This is a genomic window from Rhodococcus sp. IEGM 1307 (assembly GCF_030056915.1).
GTDB lineage: Bacteria > Actinomycetota > Actinomycetes > Mycobacteriales > Mycobacteriaceae > Rhodococcus_F > Rhodococcus_F opacus_D.
The window spans coordinates 54801-70808 of the sequence record NZ_JASHKW010000013.1 but is presented as its reverse complement, the minus strand read 5'-3'; the positions used below and the strand labels follow the sequence as shown (position 1 = coordinate 70808).

General features: G+C 64.9%; 15 protein-coding genes and 2 pseudogenes. 13 read left to right on the top strand and 4 right to left on the bottom strand.

Features of this window, described 5'->3' with window-relative positions; translation table 11 throughout:
• Nucleotides 1-30: 30 nt before the first annotated feature.
• Nucleotides 31-1221 carry a hypothetical protein gene (locus QM841_RS24600; RefSeq protein ID WP_283334046.1) on the bottom strand — a complete coding sequence of 397 codons (1191 nt, stop codon included), beginning with the start codon at nucleotides 1219-1221 and terminating at the stop codon, nucleotides 31-33.
• 244 nt (nucleotides 1222-1465) lie between these two features.
• Here QM841_RS24600 and QM841_RS24595 point away from each other — a divergent pair, with 244 nt between their 5' ends.
• Both QM841_RS24595 and QM841_RS24590 read left to right on the top strand, forming a co-directional pair.
• Nucleotides 1466-2380: a hypothetical protein gene (locus QM841_RS24595; protein WP_283334044.1), complete on the top strand. Its 915-nt coding sequence runs from the start codon at nucleotides 1466-1468 to the stop codon at nucleotides 2378-2380.
• Between the two features lie 66 nt (nucleotides 2381-2446).
• Nucleotides 2447-2764 (top strand): hypothetical protein, encoded by a 318-nt coding sequence (locus QM841_RS24590; RefSeq protein ID WP_283334042.1) that lies wholly within the window; start codon nucleotides 2447-2449, stop codon nucleotides 2762-2764.
• A 39-nt stretch (nucleotides 2765-2803) separates the two neighbouring features.
• On the opposite strand, the gene QM841_RS24585 is transcribed toward QM841_RS24590, so the two are convergent.
• Entirely contained in the window at nucleotides 2804-3718 is a 915-nt protein-coding gene (locus tag QM841_RS24585) for an exodeoxyribonuclease III (protein ID WP_283334040.1), read from the bottom strand.
• 155 nt (nucleotides 3719-3873) lie between these two features.
• Here QM841_RS24585 and QM841_RS24580 point away from each other — a divergent pair, with 155 nt between their 5' ends.
• The 7 genes and pseudogenes from QM841_RS24580 to QM841_RS24550 all read left to right on the top strand — a co-directional run.
• Nucleotides 3874-5448, top strand: a complete 1575-nt coding sequence (locus QM841_RS24580; RefSeq protein ID WP_283334038.1) for an LVIVD repeat-containing protein — start codon at nucleotides 3874-3876, stop codon at nucleotides 5446-5448.
• On the top strand, nucleotides 5438-6091 hold the full coding sequence (locus tag QM841_RS24575; protein WP_283334036.1) for a DUF305 domain-containing protein: 654 nt from the start codon (nucleotides 5438-5440) through the stop codon (nucleotides 6089-6091). The genes QM841_RS24580 and QM841_RS24575 overlap by 11 nt, the downstream gene beginning before the upstream one ends.
• Before the next feature lie 234 nt (nucleotides 6092-6325).
• Complete coding sequence (locus tag QM841_RS24570) at nucleotides 6326-7084, top strand: SDR family oxidoreductase (protein WP_283334034.1); 759 nt, start codon at nucleotides 6326-6328, stop codon at nucleotides 7082-7084.
• Nucleotides 7085-7159: 75 nt separating this feature from the next.
• Nucleotides 7160-7792: a VOC family protein gene (locus QM841_RS24565; protein WP_283334032.1), complete on the top strand. Its 633-nt coding sequence runs from the start codon at nucleotides 7160-7162 to the stop codon at nucleotides 7790-7792.
• Nucleotides 7793-8318: 526 nt separating this feature from the next.
• Nucleotides 8319-8693 carry an AMIN-like domain-containing (lipo)protein gene (locus tag QM841_RS24560; RefSeq protein WP_283334031.1) on the top strand — a complete coding sequence of 125 codons (375 nt, stop codon included), beginning with the start codon at nucleotides 8319-8321 and terminating at the stop codon, nucleotides 8691-8693.
• A 151-nt stretch (nucleotides 8694-8844) separates the two neighbouring features.
• On the top strand, nucleotides 8845-9345 hold the full coding sequence (locus QM841_RS24555) for a helicase associated domain-containing protein (protein ID WP_283334222.1): 501 nt from the start codon (nucleotides 8845-8847) through the stop codon (nucleotides 9343-9345).
• Between the two features lie 136 nt (nucleotides 9346-9481).
• A pseudogene (locus tag QM841_RS24550) lies at nucleotides 9482-9688 on the top strand (AraC family transcriptional regulator); the annotation flags it as partial.
• A gap of 92 nt (nucleotides 9689-9780) precedes the next feature.
• On the opposite strand, the gene QM841_RS24545 reads toward QM841_RS24550, so the two are convergent.
• Nucleotides 9781-10929: an RNA-guided endonuclease InsQ/TnpB family protein gene (locus QM841_RS24545; RefSeq protein ID WP_283334027.1), complete on the bottom strand. Its 1149-nt coding sequence runs from the start codon at nucleotides 10927-10929 to the stop codon at nucleotides 9781-9783.
• 22 nt (nucleotides 10930-10951) lie between these two features.
• Here QM841_RS24545 and tnpA point away from each other — a divergent pair, with 22 nt between their 5' ends.
• The 3 genes and pseudogenes from tnpA (at nucleotide 10952) to QM841_RS24530 (ending at nucleotide 12964) form a co-directional block, all read left to right on the top strand.
• The gene (gene tnpA / locus QM841_RS24540) at nucleotides 10952-11398 is read left to right on the top strand and encodes an IS200/IS605 family transposase (protein ID WP_164062524.1); all 447 of its coding nucleotides are present in this window, start codon (nucleotides 10952-10954) and stop codon (nucleotides 11396-11398) included.
• A gap of 41 nt (nucleotides 11399-11439) precedes the next feature.
• Nucleotides 11440-12192, top strand: a pseudogene (locus tag QM841_RS24535) (GlxA family transcriptional regulator); the annotation flags it as partial.
• A gap of 133 nt (nucleotides 12193-12325) precedes the next feature.
• On the top strand, nucleotides 12326-12964 hold the full coding sequence (locus QM841_RS24530; protein WP_283334024.1) for an HD domain-containing protein: 639 nt from the start codon (nucleotides 12326-12328) through the stop codon (nucleotides 12962-12964).
• 16 nt (nucleotides 12965-12980) lie between these two features.
• Here the strand turns inward: QM841_RS24530 and QM841_RS24525 are convergent, their stop codons facing one another.
• Nucleotides 12981-14204 carry an MmgE/PrpD family protein gene (locus QM841_RS24525; RefSeq protein WP_283334022.1) on the bottom strand — a complete coding sequence of 408 codons (1224 nt, stop codon included), beginning with the start codon at nucleotides 14202-14204 and terminating at the stop codon, nucleotides 12981-12983.
• 457 nt (nucleotides 14205-14661) lie between these two features.
• Between QM841_RS24525 and QM841_RS24520 the strand changes: the two genes are divergently transcribed.
• Nucleotides 14662-15969, top strand: a complete 1308-nt coding sequence (locus QM841_RS24520) for an MFS transporter (protein ID WP_283334020.1) — start codon at nucleotides 14662-14664, stop codon at nucleotides 15967-15969.
• Nucleotides 15970-16008: the final 39 nt, after the last annotated feature.

The window sequence follows — 16008 nt, the reverse complement described above, 5'->3', positions numbered from 1 at the left end:
ACTGCTGGACCTGCGACAATGCCCAAGATACTAGCACCGGCGAGTGGGTGACCCCTGGTACTTGGCGGTCTGCTCACGGGCCCTGCGGACCTCCGCCATCTGCGCCTCGAGTTCGCCGTGCAGTCGCTGATTGTCCAGCGCCAGGGTGGTCGCGGCCCGCACAGCCGCCAGAAGCCTCGGCTGGTCGGCGACCGCCCGGTCGTACACCAACGCCCCCACCAGGACGCCGTCGCGGATGAGGGCAGTGGCCTCACGGGGATCATTCCTCGGTGGCAGAACCTGGGGACGTCCCTGCGCGTCCACATACCCGTCGCGGGCGCGGGAGAACGACCACAACGCCAGATCCGGGTCGCGCAATGCCGCCCGCAGCGCGTCGATGACGCCGTCACCGCGTGGGGCGGTACCGATCTCGATCATCAGGTTGCGCACCGCGGCTCGGGCGACTCGGTAGCGCCACATCCCGACCAGCACCGCAAGCGGAATGAGCGCAGTCGACGGATATCGCAGAAGCAGCGTCCACGCATGCTGCGGGCTGTGCACCCACACGGAGACCAGCGGTGTCCAGGCGGTTGCGGCGGTCCCGAGCAGAGCGGCGATCCACAGCGGCGCCACGGCGGCCCGATAGGCCGGTGAACCCGACCTCCATCGGGCGATCACCACGCCGATCAGGACCACACCGAGGGCGATCCCCACCACGCCGAACATCACTTGCAGCGCCGCGAAGACCCTCGGGTCGTCACTCACCAAGAGCAGATTCAACGACGGCGGATGGGCCGGGCTGATGCGGTGGGTGTCGAGGAACGCAAGCTCGGACACGACGGCGACCGCGTAGTATGCGTAGCTTCCGCCGACGAACCACCGCTCCCACCGGTGGCGCAACCGACCCCAGGGAAAACTGAACACGAGTTGGATCAGCACCGGAATGTACATGTTGGTCAGCGCCGCGCCCGCCGTGAACAGCACCGGGACCGTCGACAGCCGAAAGCCCTTCACCAGCCACAGCAGCCCGGCGGCAACCAGCAGCCACCCCAGGTTGTCCTGCGGTCGGTGGCACTTGGCGACCAGGCCGGCCGCCACGAACACCACTCCGACCATCACGAACAACGCCAATTCCGTCGGACTGAACACGCCCCGGCACAACTGCCAGTCGACAGATGCGACCACCGCGACAGCCAGTGCGGCGGTCACCAGGGCGGTCGCGCTCTGCGCGCGAAGACTCACCGGGTGCCGCCCGCGAGTCCGGACAGTTCGAGGAACACGGGATCGATCCTCGCGGGGATCCGGATTCGGCACCATCACCACAGGGTGGGGTGATGCGACACCTGGGTGGACCTTCTCGACACCTCCGGTCCCTTATCGCCTGCAGTGTTCGACGCAGATCGATCGATGCCACGCGGCACACCGGTATTCGTGGGAACATCTCATCCGATCGATCCGGCAGACTGAGGAGAAAGGGGTGTGGTGCATGACCAGGATTCGACTTCGGCCCGCGGTGGCGCTGGCATCGATCGCCGGTGTCTCGTCCTTGTTTCTCGCGGCCTGCACCCAGGACGCATCGTCGACCGAGGGCACCGAATCGGCCGCACCGAGTGCCTCCAGCGAGGCACCGCCAACGGAGGCACCGGTCAACGGTGTCGATGCGAAGGAGTACGCCTCCAGCGACCCGGAAGCCGATTCCTACGGCTTCGTCACACCGTCAGGGAAATGGCTGTGCGCGATCATTCCCACGAAGAATCTGGCCGGATGCGCCTCTCATCCCACCGCGGGGCCATTGGGTGTGCCCGGGACTCCACAGATCGCCTCGCCGGACGGCGGCCCGCCCGCGGAAGCGAACCTCATCGCGGTCGAGGCGGGGAAGGAGCCGAGCTTCCAGAACTGGAACCAGGCTGTCTTTCCCGGCAACGCCAACGTCCTTCCCTATGACACCACGCTGGCGATCGACGGATTCAGTTGCAATGTGCAGTTCTCCGGCGTCTCCTGCAGGGACGATGCGACGGACAAGGGATTCACCATCTCCACCAGCGGCTACACGTTCGAGTTCACCCCATTACCCGTGAGCCTCCCCAGCGCGAGCCCACCGCAGATCGCGCCCACCCCGGCCCCGCTCCCCCAGCAGGCCCGCGGATCGAATCAGTGTGGCCCCGTTGTCTATCCGGAGACGGGAAAACCTGCGACGGTAGTCATCGTCAAGGGCACACTCCGCTGCGACGAGGCGCACACGATGCTGACGAAGTACTTCGCGGCACCTGACAAGAGCGAACCGGTGGACAGCTTCGACGGGTGGGAATGCCGCCTCTCGGGAGACCCGGAATCCGCGGAGATCGGTTACACGATCAACTGCTCCGACGACAACGGGAACACCGTGGTCGCACAGCCGTAGATCGATCAATCCACGATTTCAGGTCAGTCGCCGCGAGACTCGCCGCACGATGTCTACGCTGACGCTATGCACCCACCGAATGACCAGGCAGGTACCTGGGAAGGTTCGTGGCTCGCGGCGATGACGGTGATCAAGAGCGCTCAGCGGGTCTTCACGCCTGAGAACCGCCCTCCCTCCGAGCTCATCCCTCTCGTCGAACCCCTGAGCCGGTTGGGTGATGCGCTCCGGGCAACACCGCCCGACCCCGACGAGTCCCGCCGTCGCGCCGCCGACCTGGTGGCCGATCGAGACCTGATCGAATGGGCATGTCAGCCGGACCGGCCCAGCGAGATCCGAGAGTTCGGGGCGACCTTGGCCTTCCTGTCCATGAAACTGACCACCTGAGTCTCCGGCCGTCCTCGCCGCGCGAGGAGCCCGGACCGCTCAGAAGTCGTAATCCACGACGACCGGAGCATGATCGCTCATCCGGCGGTCGGCCGCCGGATCCCGATCGGTACCGGCCGTGACCGCCGCTCGAGCCAGGTCCGGCGTCGCGAGGTGGTAGTCGATGCGCCAGCCGATGTCGTTCACGAACGACTGCCCCAGCCACGACCACCACGAGTACGGACCGTCGACGCCTGGATGCTGTCGCCGGACGACATCGACGAGGGTGCGCGGCGACAGGATCGAGTCGAACCACTCGCGCTCCTCCGGCAGAAACCCCTCGGCCTGATTGCTGCGCCGCCAGTTCCGTACGTCGGAACGGGTGTGCGCAATGTTGAGGTCACCCATCAGCAGAAGCTCCCTGCCCCGTGCGCGTGCCGTGCGCCGCGAGCGGGTCAGCTGTCGCGCGAACGCGGAGAGGAAACGCATCTTGCGGTCGTAGCGTGCTCCGCCGTCGGGCGCCTCCCGCATGCGTCCGGGCTTCTGGAGGTGGGCCGGAAGACCGCCCTTCGGCAGGTACATCGATGCCACGGTGATCGGCGCATCGGCCAGGTCGACCTCGACGTACCGGCCCTGCTTCGCGAACTCTGCCAGACCCCGAGCCAACGGCTCCGGATCCAGTTCGACGCTGTCGGTGTGCATTTCACCCGGTGCGCGCATCAGCGCTGTACCACTCCACGTCCGAACTGCGATGGGCGCACGCCGGGTCAGAACCGCGACACCGTTGCGGCCCGCGACGTCGCCCTCGTCGTACGTGAGGTGGTAGTCGCCGAACACCCCCGGCGGGATGGCCTCGGCACGAGCGCGCACCTCCTGAAGCGCGACCACATCGGGGCCGCGGTCGCCCAGCCAGTCCTCGAATCCGCGCCGCTGCGCCGCGCGGATCCCGTTGACGTTGAAGGTCGCGATTCGCACGAGTGACAGTGTAGGGATCCGACCGACGCATCGAATCTCGCCATACCTTTCACTCGCCGTCGGCCAGTTCTGCGAAGTTGGCCAATTTGTATGTGAACTCGAGTACGGGTTGCTAGCGTTCCCGTGATTGAGACCACACTGCAGGGGAGATCTCGATGCGGATCGCGCGGAAGCGGCCAGGAAGTGCCCGGCGAGGTGTGGCTACCGCGGCACTGGCCATCTCGGCCGTCCTCGGGGTCGCGACAAGCCCGATGCCTGCCATCGCGTCAGCCGACACGTTCTTCTTCGACGATGTCGGTTCGACGGCCGTTCCGCGGGCGAATTGCGGTCCCGGTTCGCTGCCGGAAACGGGTATGCAGGGCGACGTTCCGGCCGAGGACCGGAACAACGGCCGCAGCACCCAGGGTTATCGATGCAACATGTCGCTGGTCGGAGGCTTGCAGGATCGCGGTGGTGGCCTGCTGTCGGTGACCTACGACCACTGCTCCTACACCAGCACGTTCTTCCCCGGGAACCTGCTCAACCCCACAACGCCGGGCGTACAGGTGCTCGACGTGTCGAACCCTGCACAGCCGGTGTTGTCCACGACCCTGAACGAACCGGCGATGCTGGGCGGAACCTGGGAAAGTCTGAAGGTCAACAAGGCACGCAAGTTGCTCGCGGCCACAGCGGTGCCGATCGCTGCCGGCACCGGCTACTTCTCCGTCTACGACATTTCCGACTGCGCCCACCCCCGGTTGCTCAACCGGGGTGCCGGTACCGACGTCACGATGCCGCTGCCGTTCATCTCCCACGAAGGCGGCTTCTCCCCGGACGGCAACACCTACTGGGTGTCCGGGCCCGCACCGGGATTCCTCACCGCCATCGACATCAGAAACCCGGCCGAGCCGCGGATCATCTGGCAGGGATTGCACGGACTCGGCGGGCACGGATTCGGCATCACCCCGGACGGGAACCGGATGTACCTGTCGAATCTCGGTGGGATCACCGTCCTCGACATCAGCGCGGTGCAACGCGGCGACCCATATCCCACCGTCCCGCAGATCGCCACCTATCTGTGGACCGACGGCTTCTTCAATCAGCACAGCATCCCGGTCACATATGGGGACAAGCCCTACATCTTCACCGTCGACGAAACCGGCGGCGGCGGAATCAAGGTCTTCGATGTCGCCGACCCGGCGCACGCCGAGATCGTGCAGAAGATCAAGCTCGAGATCCAGCTTCCGGCCAATACCGCCGCGAACCTTCGGTCGTCGCAAGGCGGCTCGGTGTTCTCCTACGATCCGCACTACTGCGTGGTCGACCGCCCAGCCGACCCGACCGCGCTCGCGTGCTCCTGGGAATCGTCCGGGATCCGCGTGTTCGATGTTCGCGATTTGAGCCGCATCAGCGAGATCGCCTACTACAACCCGCCGGCACAGACCGGTAAGAACGTTCAGCTCACCAACTCACCGCACGCACTGTCCTCGCTGATCGGTGTCTCACTCTTCAATTTCGTTCCGCTCGCCCGCGCCGTCTTCGAGGGCAAGACGGATCCGCGGGTCGCATTCGGTCCGCGCGCCGGAATGGTGGCGTTCGGCGACCTGTCCGCGGACTGGTGCTTCTCGCCTCCGGAGTTCCACGGCAACCAGATCTGGACCTCGTGCAGCGACAACGGTTTCATGGCGTTGCAGCTCGACGACACCGTTTATCAACCACCGGCGAATCAGGCGTCGACTTATGGGCAGTGACACCAAGCCTTCGTCGTTCAGCGGTCCCCTCGTCCTATTGCTGAGCGCCATCCTGCTCGGCGCCGCCGGGATCGCCGCCGGAATGTGGTTGCAATCGGAACGCGACACGAACCCCGACGGGGTGCAATTGTCATCAGCGGACATCGGTTTCGCTCAGGACATGTCGGTGCACCACGAGCAGGCCGTGCTGATCGCCCAGACGCTGTCGCGGGACGTCGATCCTCAGATCCGGGTCATCGCCGATCAGATTGTCGTCGCACAGACCTCCGAGATCGCGACGATGCGCGGTTGGCTCAACCTCTTCGACGAACCGTTCACCACCCCGCATCCGATGCAGTGGATGCACGGATCTGATCACGCCATGGGTGACCAGGGCGGCGCGCCCATGCCGGGAGCAGCGAGTACCAGCGAGATCACCCGGCTCGCCGGCCTGCGCGGAGCAGATGCCGAGACACTGTTTCTGCAGCTCATGATTCGGCACCACCAAGGGGGCGTCGACATGGCCGAGGCAGCCACCCACGCGGTTGCATCCGAACCGATTCGCCGCATCGCACGCGGGATGATCCGTGACCAGAGCAATGAAATCGCAGTGATGACAGCCATACTCGATACCCGCGACGCGACACCGCTCGCCCACCCTTGAGGCGTTGAGGCTCGCCGCCGCTCCACACCCGGAAGCCCACTGTGCGTCCGCCCTTGCCCGACCGCGACGACTGTAGAAGCATTTCCGTGGGCGGGGCCGATCGGCGACTGAATATCGCGACGGCGTCCTCCGGGGCCGCGATCGGTCCTGCCGACGGCTGCGGCAGGTCCGAGGAGGAAGCGTGTTCGCAAGCTTCCCGGCCATCGGCAGCCGACGCTACCGATCGGAGAAACCATGACCACCGAACCCACACCAGTCTCCATTCAGCGCGAACCGGAACTGGCCGGACAAACCGTCGTCGTGCTCGGCGGCAGCGCAGGCATCGGCCTCGAGACAGCTCGCCGCGCCCGGGCCGAGGGCGCCGAGGTCATCCTCACCGGCCGCAATCCTGACCGGCTCGGGCAAGCAGCGACAGATGTCGGCACGCAGCGCACCGCAGCCTTCGACGCCAACGACACGGCCGCCTTGGCGAGGTTCTTCCACGACCTGCCGACACCGATCGACCATGTGTTGGTCACGGCCGGGGGCCCGCGCTACGCACCCCTGCTCGAGATGGACTCCGATGAGGTGCGTGAACAACTCAGCGGTCACGTGGTGCTGGGGCTCGAGGTCGCGCGCAACGCGGCGAGCAAGATGAGGCCCGGGGGCACGCTGCTACTGATGGGCGGAACCGGCGGCCGGCGCATCGGTCACGGACTGGGGATCGCCTCCGCCGCCACCGCGGCACTGCCCCCGTTCACGGCGGCCCTCGCGCTCGAGCTCGCGCCGGTTCGCGTCAACCTCATCGCCGCCGGCTTCGTCGACACCCCGTTGTCGGCATCGCTGCTCGGAGATCGACTGGACGAGCGCCGGAAGGAATTGCGGACAACGCTTCCGATCGGCCGGGTCGTCGGCCCCGCCGACGTCGCCGCACTGGCCGTCCACATCATGAGCAACACCGCGCTCACCGGCGCGACATACGACATCGACGGTGGGCAGCAGTTCGTTTTCTGATGACCACACGACGAAACGTGGGTGGCTGGAGGGACGCCACTCCCGATCAATTCCCGAGAACCAGAGAGGCAACCCGTGAGCACAAACGAAGTTCAGACCAACGATTCGACCAACACGCAGGTCGCGTCGGTCGACATGAAGCTGGAGGTCGTCGTCATTCCCGTCACGGATGTCGACCGGGCCACCGAGTTCTACACCAGGCTCGGTTGGAGACAAGACGTCACACCGCCGGGTTCCGGCGTCGTCCAGTTCACCCCGCCCGGCGCCGCCGCCTCGATCCACTTCGGCGCCGACCTCACAACGGCCGCACCCGGTTCCGCCAAGGGATACCTCATCGTCTCCGACATCGAGGCTGCCCGTGACCAGCTGGTCGCCGCCGGCATCGAGGTGACCCTGTTCCACCTCGGCACGGACGGCCCGGGCGACGGGCTGGACCCGGACCGTCGCAGCTACTTCTCGCTGGCGTCGGTCAGCGACCCCGACGGCAATGCCTGGGTGCTGCAAGAGGTCACGACCAGGCTTCCTGGGCGCATCGACACCGCCGTCACCTCGTTCGGCTCTGCACGCGACCTCGCGACGGCGCTCCGGCGCGCGGCGGCCGCCCACGGCGGGCACGAAGAGCGCACCGGCCAAGAAGACCCGAACTGGCCCGACTGGTACGCCGAGTACATGGCCGCCGAACAGTCCGGGGCGGAGCTGCCCACCTGAGGAGTTGTGAGGCCACGGCCATCGGCACTGTGTCCCGCGTAAGGCAGGGCCATCTCGGAGCTCAGGACGGGTTCGGCGAGGATCGCGTCTGCGGCGCGGCGGCCGGAGCGGATTGGATTCCGCTTCCGCGTACGTCACGAACCAGCTACTTGCTCGTAGCTTCGCCCGAGTCACATCTCGTCGCGCCAGGCGATACCCAGACTATGAGGGGCGAAACGCGCACGCGGATCCCATTCGTGGCAATGATGGCATGCATCGCCCTGGCAGCGGGCTGCCAGTCGACCACCGAGCACACGGGATCCGTCGAAGGAACAACGATCCCGTGGAGCAGGGTCCCCGACGCACAGGCGGGCGGAGGTGCCCCGCCCCAACAACCTGATCCTCCCCCACCGACGGAACCGAACGCGCGGCCCGGTATCCCCGACGCTCCCACACCGACAACACCGGGCCCGAGGACAACCGACATCCCACTATTACCGCCCACAGCGCTGGTAATTCCACCCGTCCCCGGAGTTACGCCAGCGGCATGCACATCGAGCGGCACGACGGATTCGATCGAATCGTCTACGACTTCGGCGGCACCTACGCGCCTGGCTGGCGCGCCGGATACGTCGCCGAGGCAACGCAACGCGGTCAAGAGACCGCGACACGACTCAATGGTCGATCGATCCTGCAGATCTACTTCTTCGACACGGACTCCTCGGCCGAGAGTGGGATCGCCGCGTACAACGGACCGAATCCGTTGTCGGACCCCGCGGCGTACAGCGTGGTCGAGGTACACCTCACACCGAACTACGAGAGAGGCACCCAGTCGTTCGTCGGCCTCCGTACCGACTACCCGCAGTTCCAGGTCACGACTCTCACAGAACCGACGAGAATCGCCGTCGACATCCACGACTAGCGCCACATTCGGGCACTCGTTGCCCCGGCAGAGATTGCATTCCCGGGGCGACACGAGCCGACTTTCGTGACAGATCGTCAAACTCGTTGACATACTTGAAGTGATGACTATCCGGATAATGCTCGACGGCTTTCACAAGGATGCGATCTCGATGCGAGATAACAGGCCCGCAACCTCGGCACTGCAGCTCTACCGCGCCTTTCAGCACCAGCACCCCCGAACTCCGGTCCCGGCCGATTTCGTCACCGAATGCGGCTTCCGACTGGGACGTTGGCAGGACCGCCAGCGGATTGCCCGCATGCTCGGCACACTGCCGCCCCAGCGCATCGAGCAACTCGACGAAATCGGATTTCTGTGGAGCGATGACGACGTCCCACTCCCGGCAGTGTCACGTACCGACGCCAAGCGACGACGGATGCTCACCGCCATCGCCGCCTACCGCGAAGAGCACGGTAACGCACTTGTTCCCGCGAACTATGTCACCGCAGACGGTGAACAGGTGGGCCAGTGGCTCTACCGGGCGGTGAAGAAGTGGAGGGCCGACGCCTTGCCGGACAAGGAGCGTCGCACACTCTCCGTCCTCGGGGTCTCCCCCGGCCCACGACCACGAGGCCCCCGAACATCAGCACACCTTGTCGGACAGGTGAGGTAAGGCATACAGCTCGCAGGCCGAATTGTGTTGCTGTACAGATGTTCGAGTATCACCGGTAACACTGATAGCCCCCACGTGTCGGTGGCGGGTCCGCGCCGGCGGTCCATTGAGAACATGATGCGAGGAAGATGAGCTCATGGATGTGCCCCACCGTGTCGGTGTGCTCGTGTTCGACGGCGTGAAGATGCTCGACGTCGCCGGTCCATCCGAGGTCTTCAAGGAGGCCAATCGACTCGGCGCCACGTACGAGTTGGTGCTGTGCTCGGTCGGGGCGGTCGACGTGACCGCGTCCACCGGGATGCAAATTTCCGTCGATGTCGACGCCGCGGACACAGATCGTCTTTGACGTCCTCCCGGCTGTGAACGACCGGGATTCCTTCTGCGCCGCTGCGCGCCGCTTGGGTGGGTTCCTGTTTCATTGGGGCTCGCTTCCCTCTAGGAGGGAAGGCTGACGGCCCCTCCGCAGGCGTTTAGCCACTCCGCACGTCCTGCGGCGTGGATGTTCTTCGCGGCGTTGACGTCGCGGTCGTGAACCGCGCCGCACGCCGTGCATGCCCACTCCCGGATCGAGAGCGGTTTCGGGCCGCCCTGGACCCCGCATTGGGAGCAGATCTGCGACGACGGATAGAACCGGTCCACCTTGACGAAGGTGCGCCCGTAGCGGGCGGCTTTCTCCTCCACCATGCGGGTGAACATTCCCCACCCGGCGTCGTGGACCGATTTCGCCAACCGTGTCCGCGCCAGCCCCCGGACGCACAGATCCTCGACGAACACCGCTTGGTTCTCGCGGATAATCGCCGTGGAGTGCTTGTGCGCCCAGTCCTTGCGAGCGTCGGACACTCTGGCGTGGGCCTTCGCGACGCGAATACGTGCCTTGACCCGGTTGTTGCTGCCTTTCTCCTTGCGCGACAGAAGTCGCTGCGCCTTGCCGAGCTTGCGTTCTGCACGGCGCAGGAACTTCGGCGAGCTGATCGTCTTGCCGTTCGACAGGACCGCGAACGTTGCCAACCCGAGGTCGATACCGACCTCCGCATCGACCGGCGGCAGAGGTTCGTCGGTGGTCTCGACCACGAACGACGCGAAGTACCGGCCCGCTGCATCCTTGATGATCGTCACCGAGGACGGTTCCGAGGGCAGATCGCGGGACCAGGCGACCTCCAACTCGCCGACCTTCGCCACGTACAGCTTCCCGTTCGGGCGATTCGAGAACCCGTTGCGGGTCAGCCGGATCGTCTGCCGATTGTCCCGGCGGGACCGGAACCGTGGCGCGCCGACCTTGCGGCCCTTTCGTTTCCCGGAGAGCGAGTCGAACCAGTTTCGGTACGCCCGCCGCGCGTCCTGGCACGCCTGCACCAGCACCACCGATGCGACCTCGCCCAACCAGGCCCGCTCCGGAGTCTTCTTCGCTGCGGTGACTGCCTGCTTCTGTACGGCGGTATCCGACAGCTTCACCCCGCACGCATACGCGTCCTGGTGGATGCGCAGGCAGTCGTTGAACACCACCCGCGCACACCCGAACGACCGGGCCAGCATGTCCTGCTGACCGGGCGTCGGACGGACGCGGTACTGGTATCGCAACTGCACACCCAAACAATAACATTGGTCTATGGTTTCTGAACCTGAATACAGACGTGGCCGTTCCGTTGTTTCCGCCCTGCACGTCCACTTGGTCTTTGTTACCAAGTATCGGCGCGGAGTCCTCACCGACGAGCTGCTGACCACCTGCGAACAGGTGATGCGCAGCGTGTGCGACGACTACGGTTCTCGGCTGGTCGAGTTCAACGGGGAGGGCGACCACGTGCACCTGCTGATCGAATACCCTCCGACCATCCAAATCTCGAAGCTGGTGAACAGCCTCAAAGGCGTCTCCGCACGCCGCCTGCGCGACCAGTACCGCGGATGGGTGAACCGACACTCGATGAACGGACACCTCTGGTCCCCGAGCTACTTCGCTGCATCGTGTGGCGGGGCACCTATCTCGATCATCCGGCAGTACATCGAGCAGCAGCGGCAACCGCCCCGCGCTCCCGGTAGGCCGAAGTCGATGCGCTAACCCGGCCCTGAAGGACCGGGCTTGCGCGCTACGCTCCGCGGTCAACCGCGCTGGTGATGGGTGGCGACATTTTTCCGTCGACGCCGGTGAGCCCGGAATTCGCCGGTGCGGCCACCACGCTGGCCGGCAACGCCGACCGGATGGCCTCGATCTGCACTGGTGCGTTCATCCTGGCGGCGGCCGGGCTCCTCGACGGTCGGCGCGCGACCACCCACTGGCAGCACACCGATACCCTCGCGCGCGGATATCCCCGGATCACCGTGGAACCCGACGCAATTTTCGTCGAGGACCGCACCATCTTCTCCTCGGCAGGTGTCACTGCCGGGATCGACTTGGCCCTGGCTTTCGTCGAACGCGATCACGGCACCGAACTGGCACGAGCTGTCGCCCAGTCACTCGTGGTGTTCCTGCAGCGACCGGGCGGTCAGTCCCAGTTCTCCCCCAGCCTGAGCGGGCCGCGGCCACGCACCGGACAGCTCCGCGAGGTGGTCGATGCCGTAGCCGCGGATCCCACCGGTGACCACTCCATCACCCGGCTCGCCGCGCGCGCCTACGTCAGTCCCCGGCATCTGACCAGGCTGTTCCAGGACGAGCTGGGGACCACCCCGGCCAAGTACGTTGAGCTGATCCGATTCGACACCGCCAAAGCCATGCTCGATGCAGGACACACCGTGACTTCCGCGGCGCAGCACAGCGGATTCGGCAGCCCGGAGAGTTTGCGACGCAGTTTCATCCAGCATCTCGGGGTGTCGCCGCGGGCGTATCGCCAGCGATTTCACTCCACCCATCGCTGAGAGCAGCCGACCGGACATGTCCCGATCTGTGCGGAAGTGGGCCGGAATGGCGGTTTCCGCCGCGGTTGACAATGTCACTGTGAAGTAGATCAGCCGCGCCCCGCGGACCAGAGCCTCCGGAAGCGAGAAACGCATGACCGACACCGTCGCAGGCATCGACATTCCCGACAACGTCCTGGTCACCGAAGCCACGGAATTGGTGCGGGAGGCCGCGAACCCGTTGATCTACCACCACTCCCGGCGCGTGTTCCTGTTCGGCTCACTCCGAGCCCGACACCAGAAACTCGCGTTCGATGCCGAACTGTTGTACGTCGGGGCCATGTTCCACGACCTCGGACTCACGACGAAATACCGACGCGCGGATCAGCGATTCGAGATCGACGCCGCCGACGAGGCCCGCAATTTCCTCCGCTCCCACGGAATCGGCGAAGACGAGGCAGACACGGTGTGGACGAGCATCGCACTCCACACCACCCCCGAGATTCCACTGCATTTGGCACCGGAGATCGCGCTGCTTACCCGCGGCGTCGAACTCGACGTACTCGGTATCGGATACGACGCGATCACCGACGAGGAACGCGCCGCCGTCGTTGCCTCCCACCCGCGGCCGGACTTCAAGAACGAGATCCTCGCTGCCTTCACGGATGGACTCGAAGACCGCCCGGATACTACGTTCGGCAACGTGAAGGCCGATGTGCTGGCACACTTCGTTCCCGGATTCGTCCGGGGTGACTTCGTCGATGTGATCCTGAACTCCGCTTGGTCGGAATGATGTCCGTGCCGGTTCTTCAGTTGACACCGCCCGGCAGATGACGTTGCAGCAATGCCGCTGCCGAAACCCAGTCCAAATTCATAATCTCGGCCGCCCGTTCGTCACCGACACACCCTCGAACTTTGGCTTCGAAGTCTGCGACGGATGCAGGCCGGCGCGGGTGCCCCACAGGCAGGTCGACCACGGCCTCGAGTTGTGATCCGTCGCGGAGTTCGACGACTACCGTGCAGTCTCCATCGAGCACCCCCTCGCCCACAGGCTCGGCGACCAGACTGACGCGGTCGAGAATGCTCCGCACTTCCGGCCGCTGCACAGCAGCGTCGGTGAAGCTCTCGATATCGGGGAACCCGTCCAGCAGGGCTGCCGCGATGCCGTAGTTCAGCGAGAACTTACCTTCCAGACCCGAACTCGGAAAGTTGTGTATCAACGGCAAAACCGCGCTGCGCGGAGTGTGCACCCGTATGCGGGCGATGTCGTCGATCGATAACGAACCGAGCGACCGAACCGCCGCGATTGGTCGCTGGAGCGCGTAGCAACACGGGTGAAGCTTCAGCCCGAGACCATCCGGAATGATGGGACCTTCGACTTGCGGGGACATCCGCCCGCCGACGAGCCGGAACCATTCACTGACAGCACGAGGGTCGGCAGTCGCGCCGGCAGCGGCGAGTCCGGCCGCACGCACACCAGCCTGGGCGGCGAATCCGACCTGAATCGACTTGCCTGCGGTGCCGAAGGCCTGGCGGACGCCACCTGCGGCGGGAACGGCGTGCGCCATCGCAGTGGCGATACCGTCAGAATCGAGCCCGAGCGACAGCCCCGCAGCGACAGCAGCCGAGATGGCACCGACTGTCGCGGTGGTGTGCCACCCCTGTGTGTAGTGGTTCCAACCGAGCGCGGTACCCAGACGTGCCATCACACCCGCCGCCGCCAGGTACTCCCGCCCACCGCCGCCCACCGCCAACGTGGCGGGAACGCACACCACACTGACGTGGGTGGTGGAGGGTATGTGCAAATCGTCGAAATCGAGCACGTGCCCGACCGCTGCCCAGCGAAGCGCAGCCGGCAGCCCATCCGTCCACGCAGCTGCCGGATCATCCAGTGCGGCAAGGGTCACTGCAACGGTGTCGACCAGAGCACGTCGAGCGAGATCGAGATCCGCGGCCCCTGGCTCGATACTTGCGGCCCACACTGCGAGATCGTGCGCGATGGCATCGGTTGATTCGTGCGGCGCAATCGTCATAGCCCACTCCTTCCCCCACCGGTGCGCCCATTGCGCCCAGTTGAACAATCTATGGCACACCATACCGCTAGTCGGCACAGCATCCAAGATGCATCCCATGCTCTCCGTGATGCCGCCTGCACGTTCGCTACCTCCGCCGACCTACCTGCCCGGCAGCGCACAACGCTTGACTGGTGGGCGAACCCGATGAGGCATCCTTGACAGACTGTGATCCGAGGCACGATACTCACTTTCCGACACACTGTGCCGCTATGCAGCACAATCGATGTCGGCTTCACTATCGACGCCCCTGTGACGGGCTCGCACCGATTGCAGATTTCCCGTGCGATATTCGAAGTCACGGGTCCGGGGTGGTCAGTCCCCCAAAACTCTCTCACGAATGGAACCTCATCGAGCCACAGGCAGCCGAGTGCCTTCCAGAATCACGAGCAACGCCTTCACAGAAAGACAATTCTCAATGAAGATAGAAACATCCGATCAAACGGCTGTCTTGAATCCGAGACGACAGCTGATCGCCGGCACCATCGGACACTCGGTCGAGTTCTTCGATTTCCTCGCGTACTCGTACCTCGCGGTCTACTTCGCATCGTCCTTCTTCCCCTCTTCGGAATCCTCGGGGCTGGTGCCGCTCCTGAGCGCATTCGGCGTCTTTGCCGTCGGGTTCCTCGCACGTCCACTGGCGGGACTCTTCATCGGACTATTCGCAGATCGGTACGGCAGGCGGCGAGCCTTGAGCCTCACCATCAGCCTCATGGCAGGCGGCAGCCTGCTTGTCGCCGTCTGCCCCACGTACAGCCAGATCGGTGTCGCCGCGCCCATAATCCTCACCGTTGCCCGCATCCTGCAGGGATTGTCCGCTGGAGGGGAATACACGACGGCTGGTGCCTTCATCGTCGAATCCGCACCCGCCGGCCGACGTGGTTTCTACTCGAGCTTCATGTTCGTCGCGTCGGGCATAGGGAAGTTGACATGTCTCGCCTTCATCACCGTGTTCGTCGCACTCATCGGTGAAGATGCGATGCGGGACTACGGTTGGCGAATCCCCTTCGCTGTCGGCGCCCTGGCTGCGATCGTGGCCTGGTACATTCGCCGCGGGACGCAGGAAACCCTCGGGACTACCGTCTCCGACGAGGGCGGCGCGGCACCGGTCAGCCGCAACCCGCTCAATGCTCTGCAGCGTTACCCCAGGCAGTCCCTGATCGTGTTTGCGATCGCCACCGGAATGGGCGTTGGACAATACTTTTGGGCGACGTACCTGACTACGTACTTCCAGATCCAGAACGGCGCCTCTGCCACCACCGCAATGACGGTCGGCATCATCACGCTGATCCTCTACACACTCGCACAGCCGGTGGCCGGGCTGATCTCCGACAGATATGGACGTAAGCCGTGCATGTACGCATTCGGCGTCGGCACCGTCATCGTGACGCCTTTCCTGCTCTCGATAACGAGTTCGAACTTTTCGGTTCTGATTTGCATTCAGCTCATCGGGCTACTGTTGTTGAGCCTCTGCACATCGATCACGTCAGCTGTGATGGTCGAAAACTTCCCACCGCACGTACGAGTGAGCGGCCTAGGTTTTCCCTACTCGCTCTCGGTGGCGATCTTCGGCGGAACGGTCCCGCTTGTTGCCACTAGCCTGGCCAATGCCGGTTACTCCCAGTATTTTCCGTGGTACATCGTGGCCACCGCCATTATCACGCTCATGGGGGCCATAGCGGTGCCGGAAACGTTCCGCAGCGACATTTCGGGCGAAGATTCCTGATCGACGTTTCTCCCCCTGTTCATGGGATTCGCTCCTTCT

Excerpts from the sequence above, each read along its gene's own strand:
- QM841_RS24595 (WP_283334044.1), top strand. The coding sequence starts at position 1,466 with ATGACCAGGATTCGACTTCGGCCCGCGGTGGCGCTGGCATCGATCGCC.
- QM841_RS24590 (WP_283334042.1), top strand. The coding sequence starts at position 2,447 with ATGCACCCACCGAATGACCAGGCAGGTACCTGGGAAGGTTCGTGGCTC.
- QM841_RS24580 (WP_283334038.1), top strand. The coding sequence starts at position 3,874 with ATGCGGATCGCGCGGAAGCGGCCAGGAAGTGCCCGGCGAGGTGTGGCT.
- QM841_RS24575 (WP_283334036.1), top strand. The coding sequence starts at position 5,438 with ATGGGCAGTGACACCAAGCCTTCGTCGTTCAGCGGTCCCCTCGTCCTA.
- QM841_RS24570 (WP_283334034.1), top strand. The coding sequence starts at position 6,326 with ATGACCACCGAACCCACACCAGTCTCCATTCAGCGCGAACCGGAACTG.
- QM841_RS24560 (WP_283334031.1), top strand. The coding sequence starts at position 8,319 with ATGCACATCGAGCGGCACGACGGATTCGATCGAATCGTCTACGACTTC.
- QM841_RS24555 (WP_283334222.1), top strand. The coding sequence starts at position 8,845 with ATGCGAGATAACAGGCCCGCAACCTCGGCACTGCAGCTCTACCGCGCC.
- tnpA (WP_164062524.1), top strand. The coding sequence starts at position 10,952 with ATGGTTTCTGAACCTGAATACAGACGTGGCCGTTCCGTTGTTTCCGCC.
- QM841_RS24530 (WP_283334024.1), top strand. The coding sequence starts at position 12,326 with ATGACCGACACCGTCGCAGGCATCGACATTCCCGACAACGTCCTGGTC.
- QM841_RS24525 (WP_283334022.1), bottom strand. The coding sequence starts at position 14,204 with ATGACGATTGCGCCGCACGAATCAACCGATGCCATCGCGCACGATCTC.
- QM841_RS24520 (WP_283334020.1), top strand. The coding sequence starts at position 14,662 with ATGAAGATAGAAACATCCGATCAAACGGCTGTCTTGAATCCGAGACGA.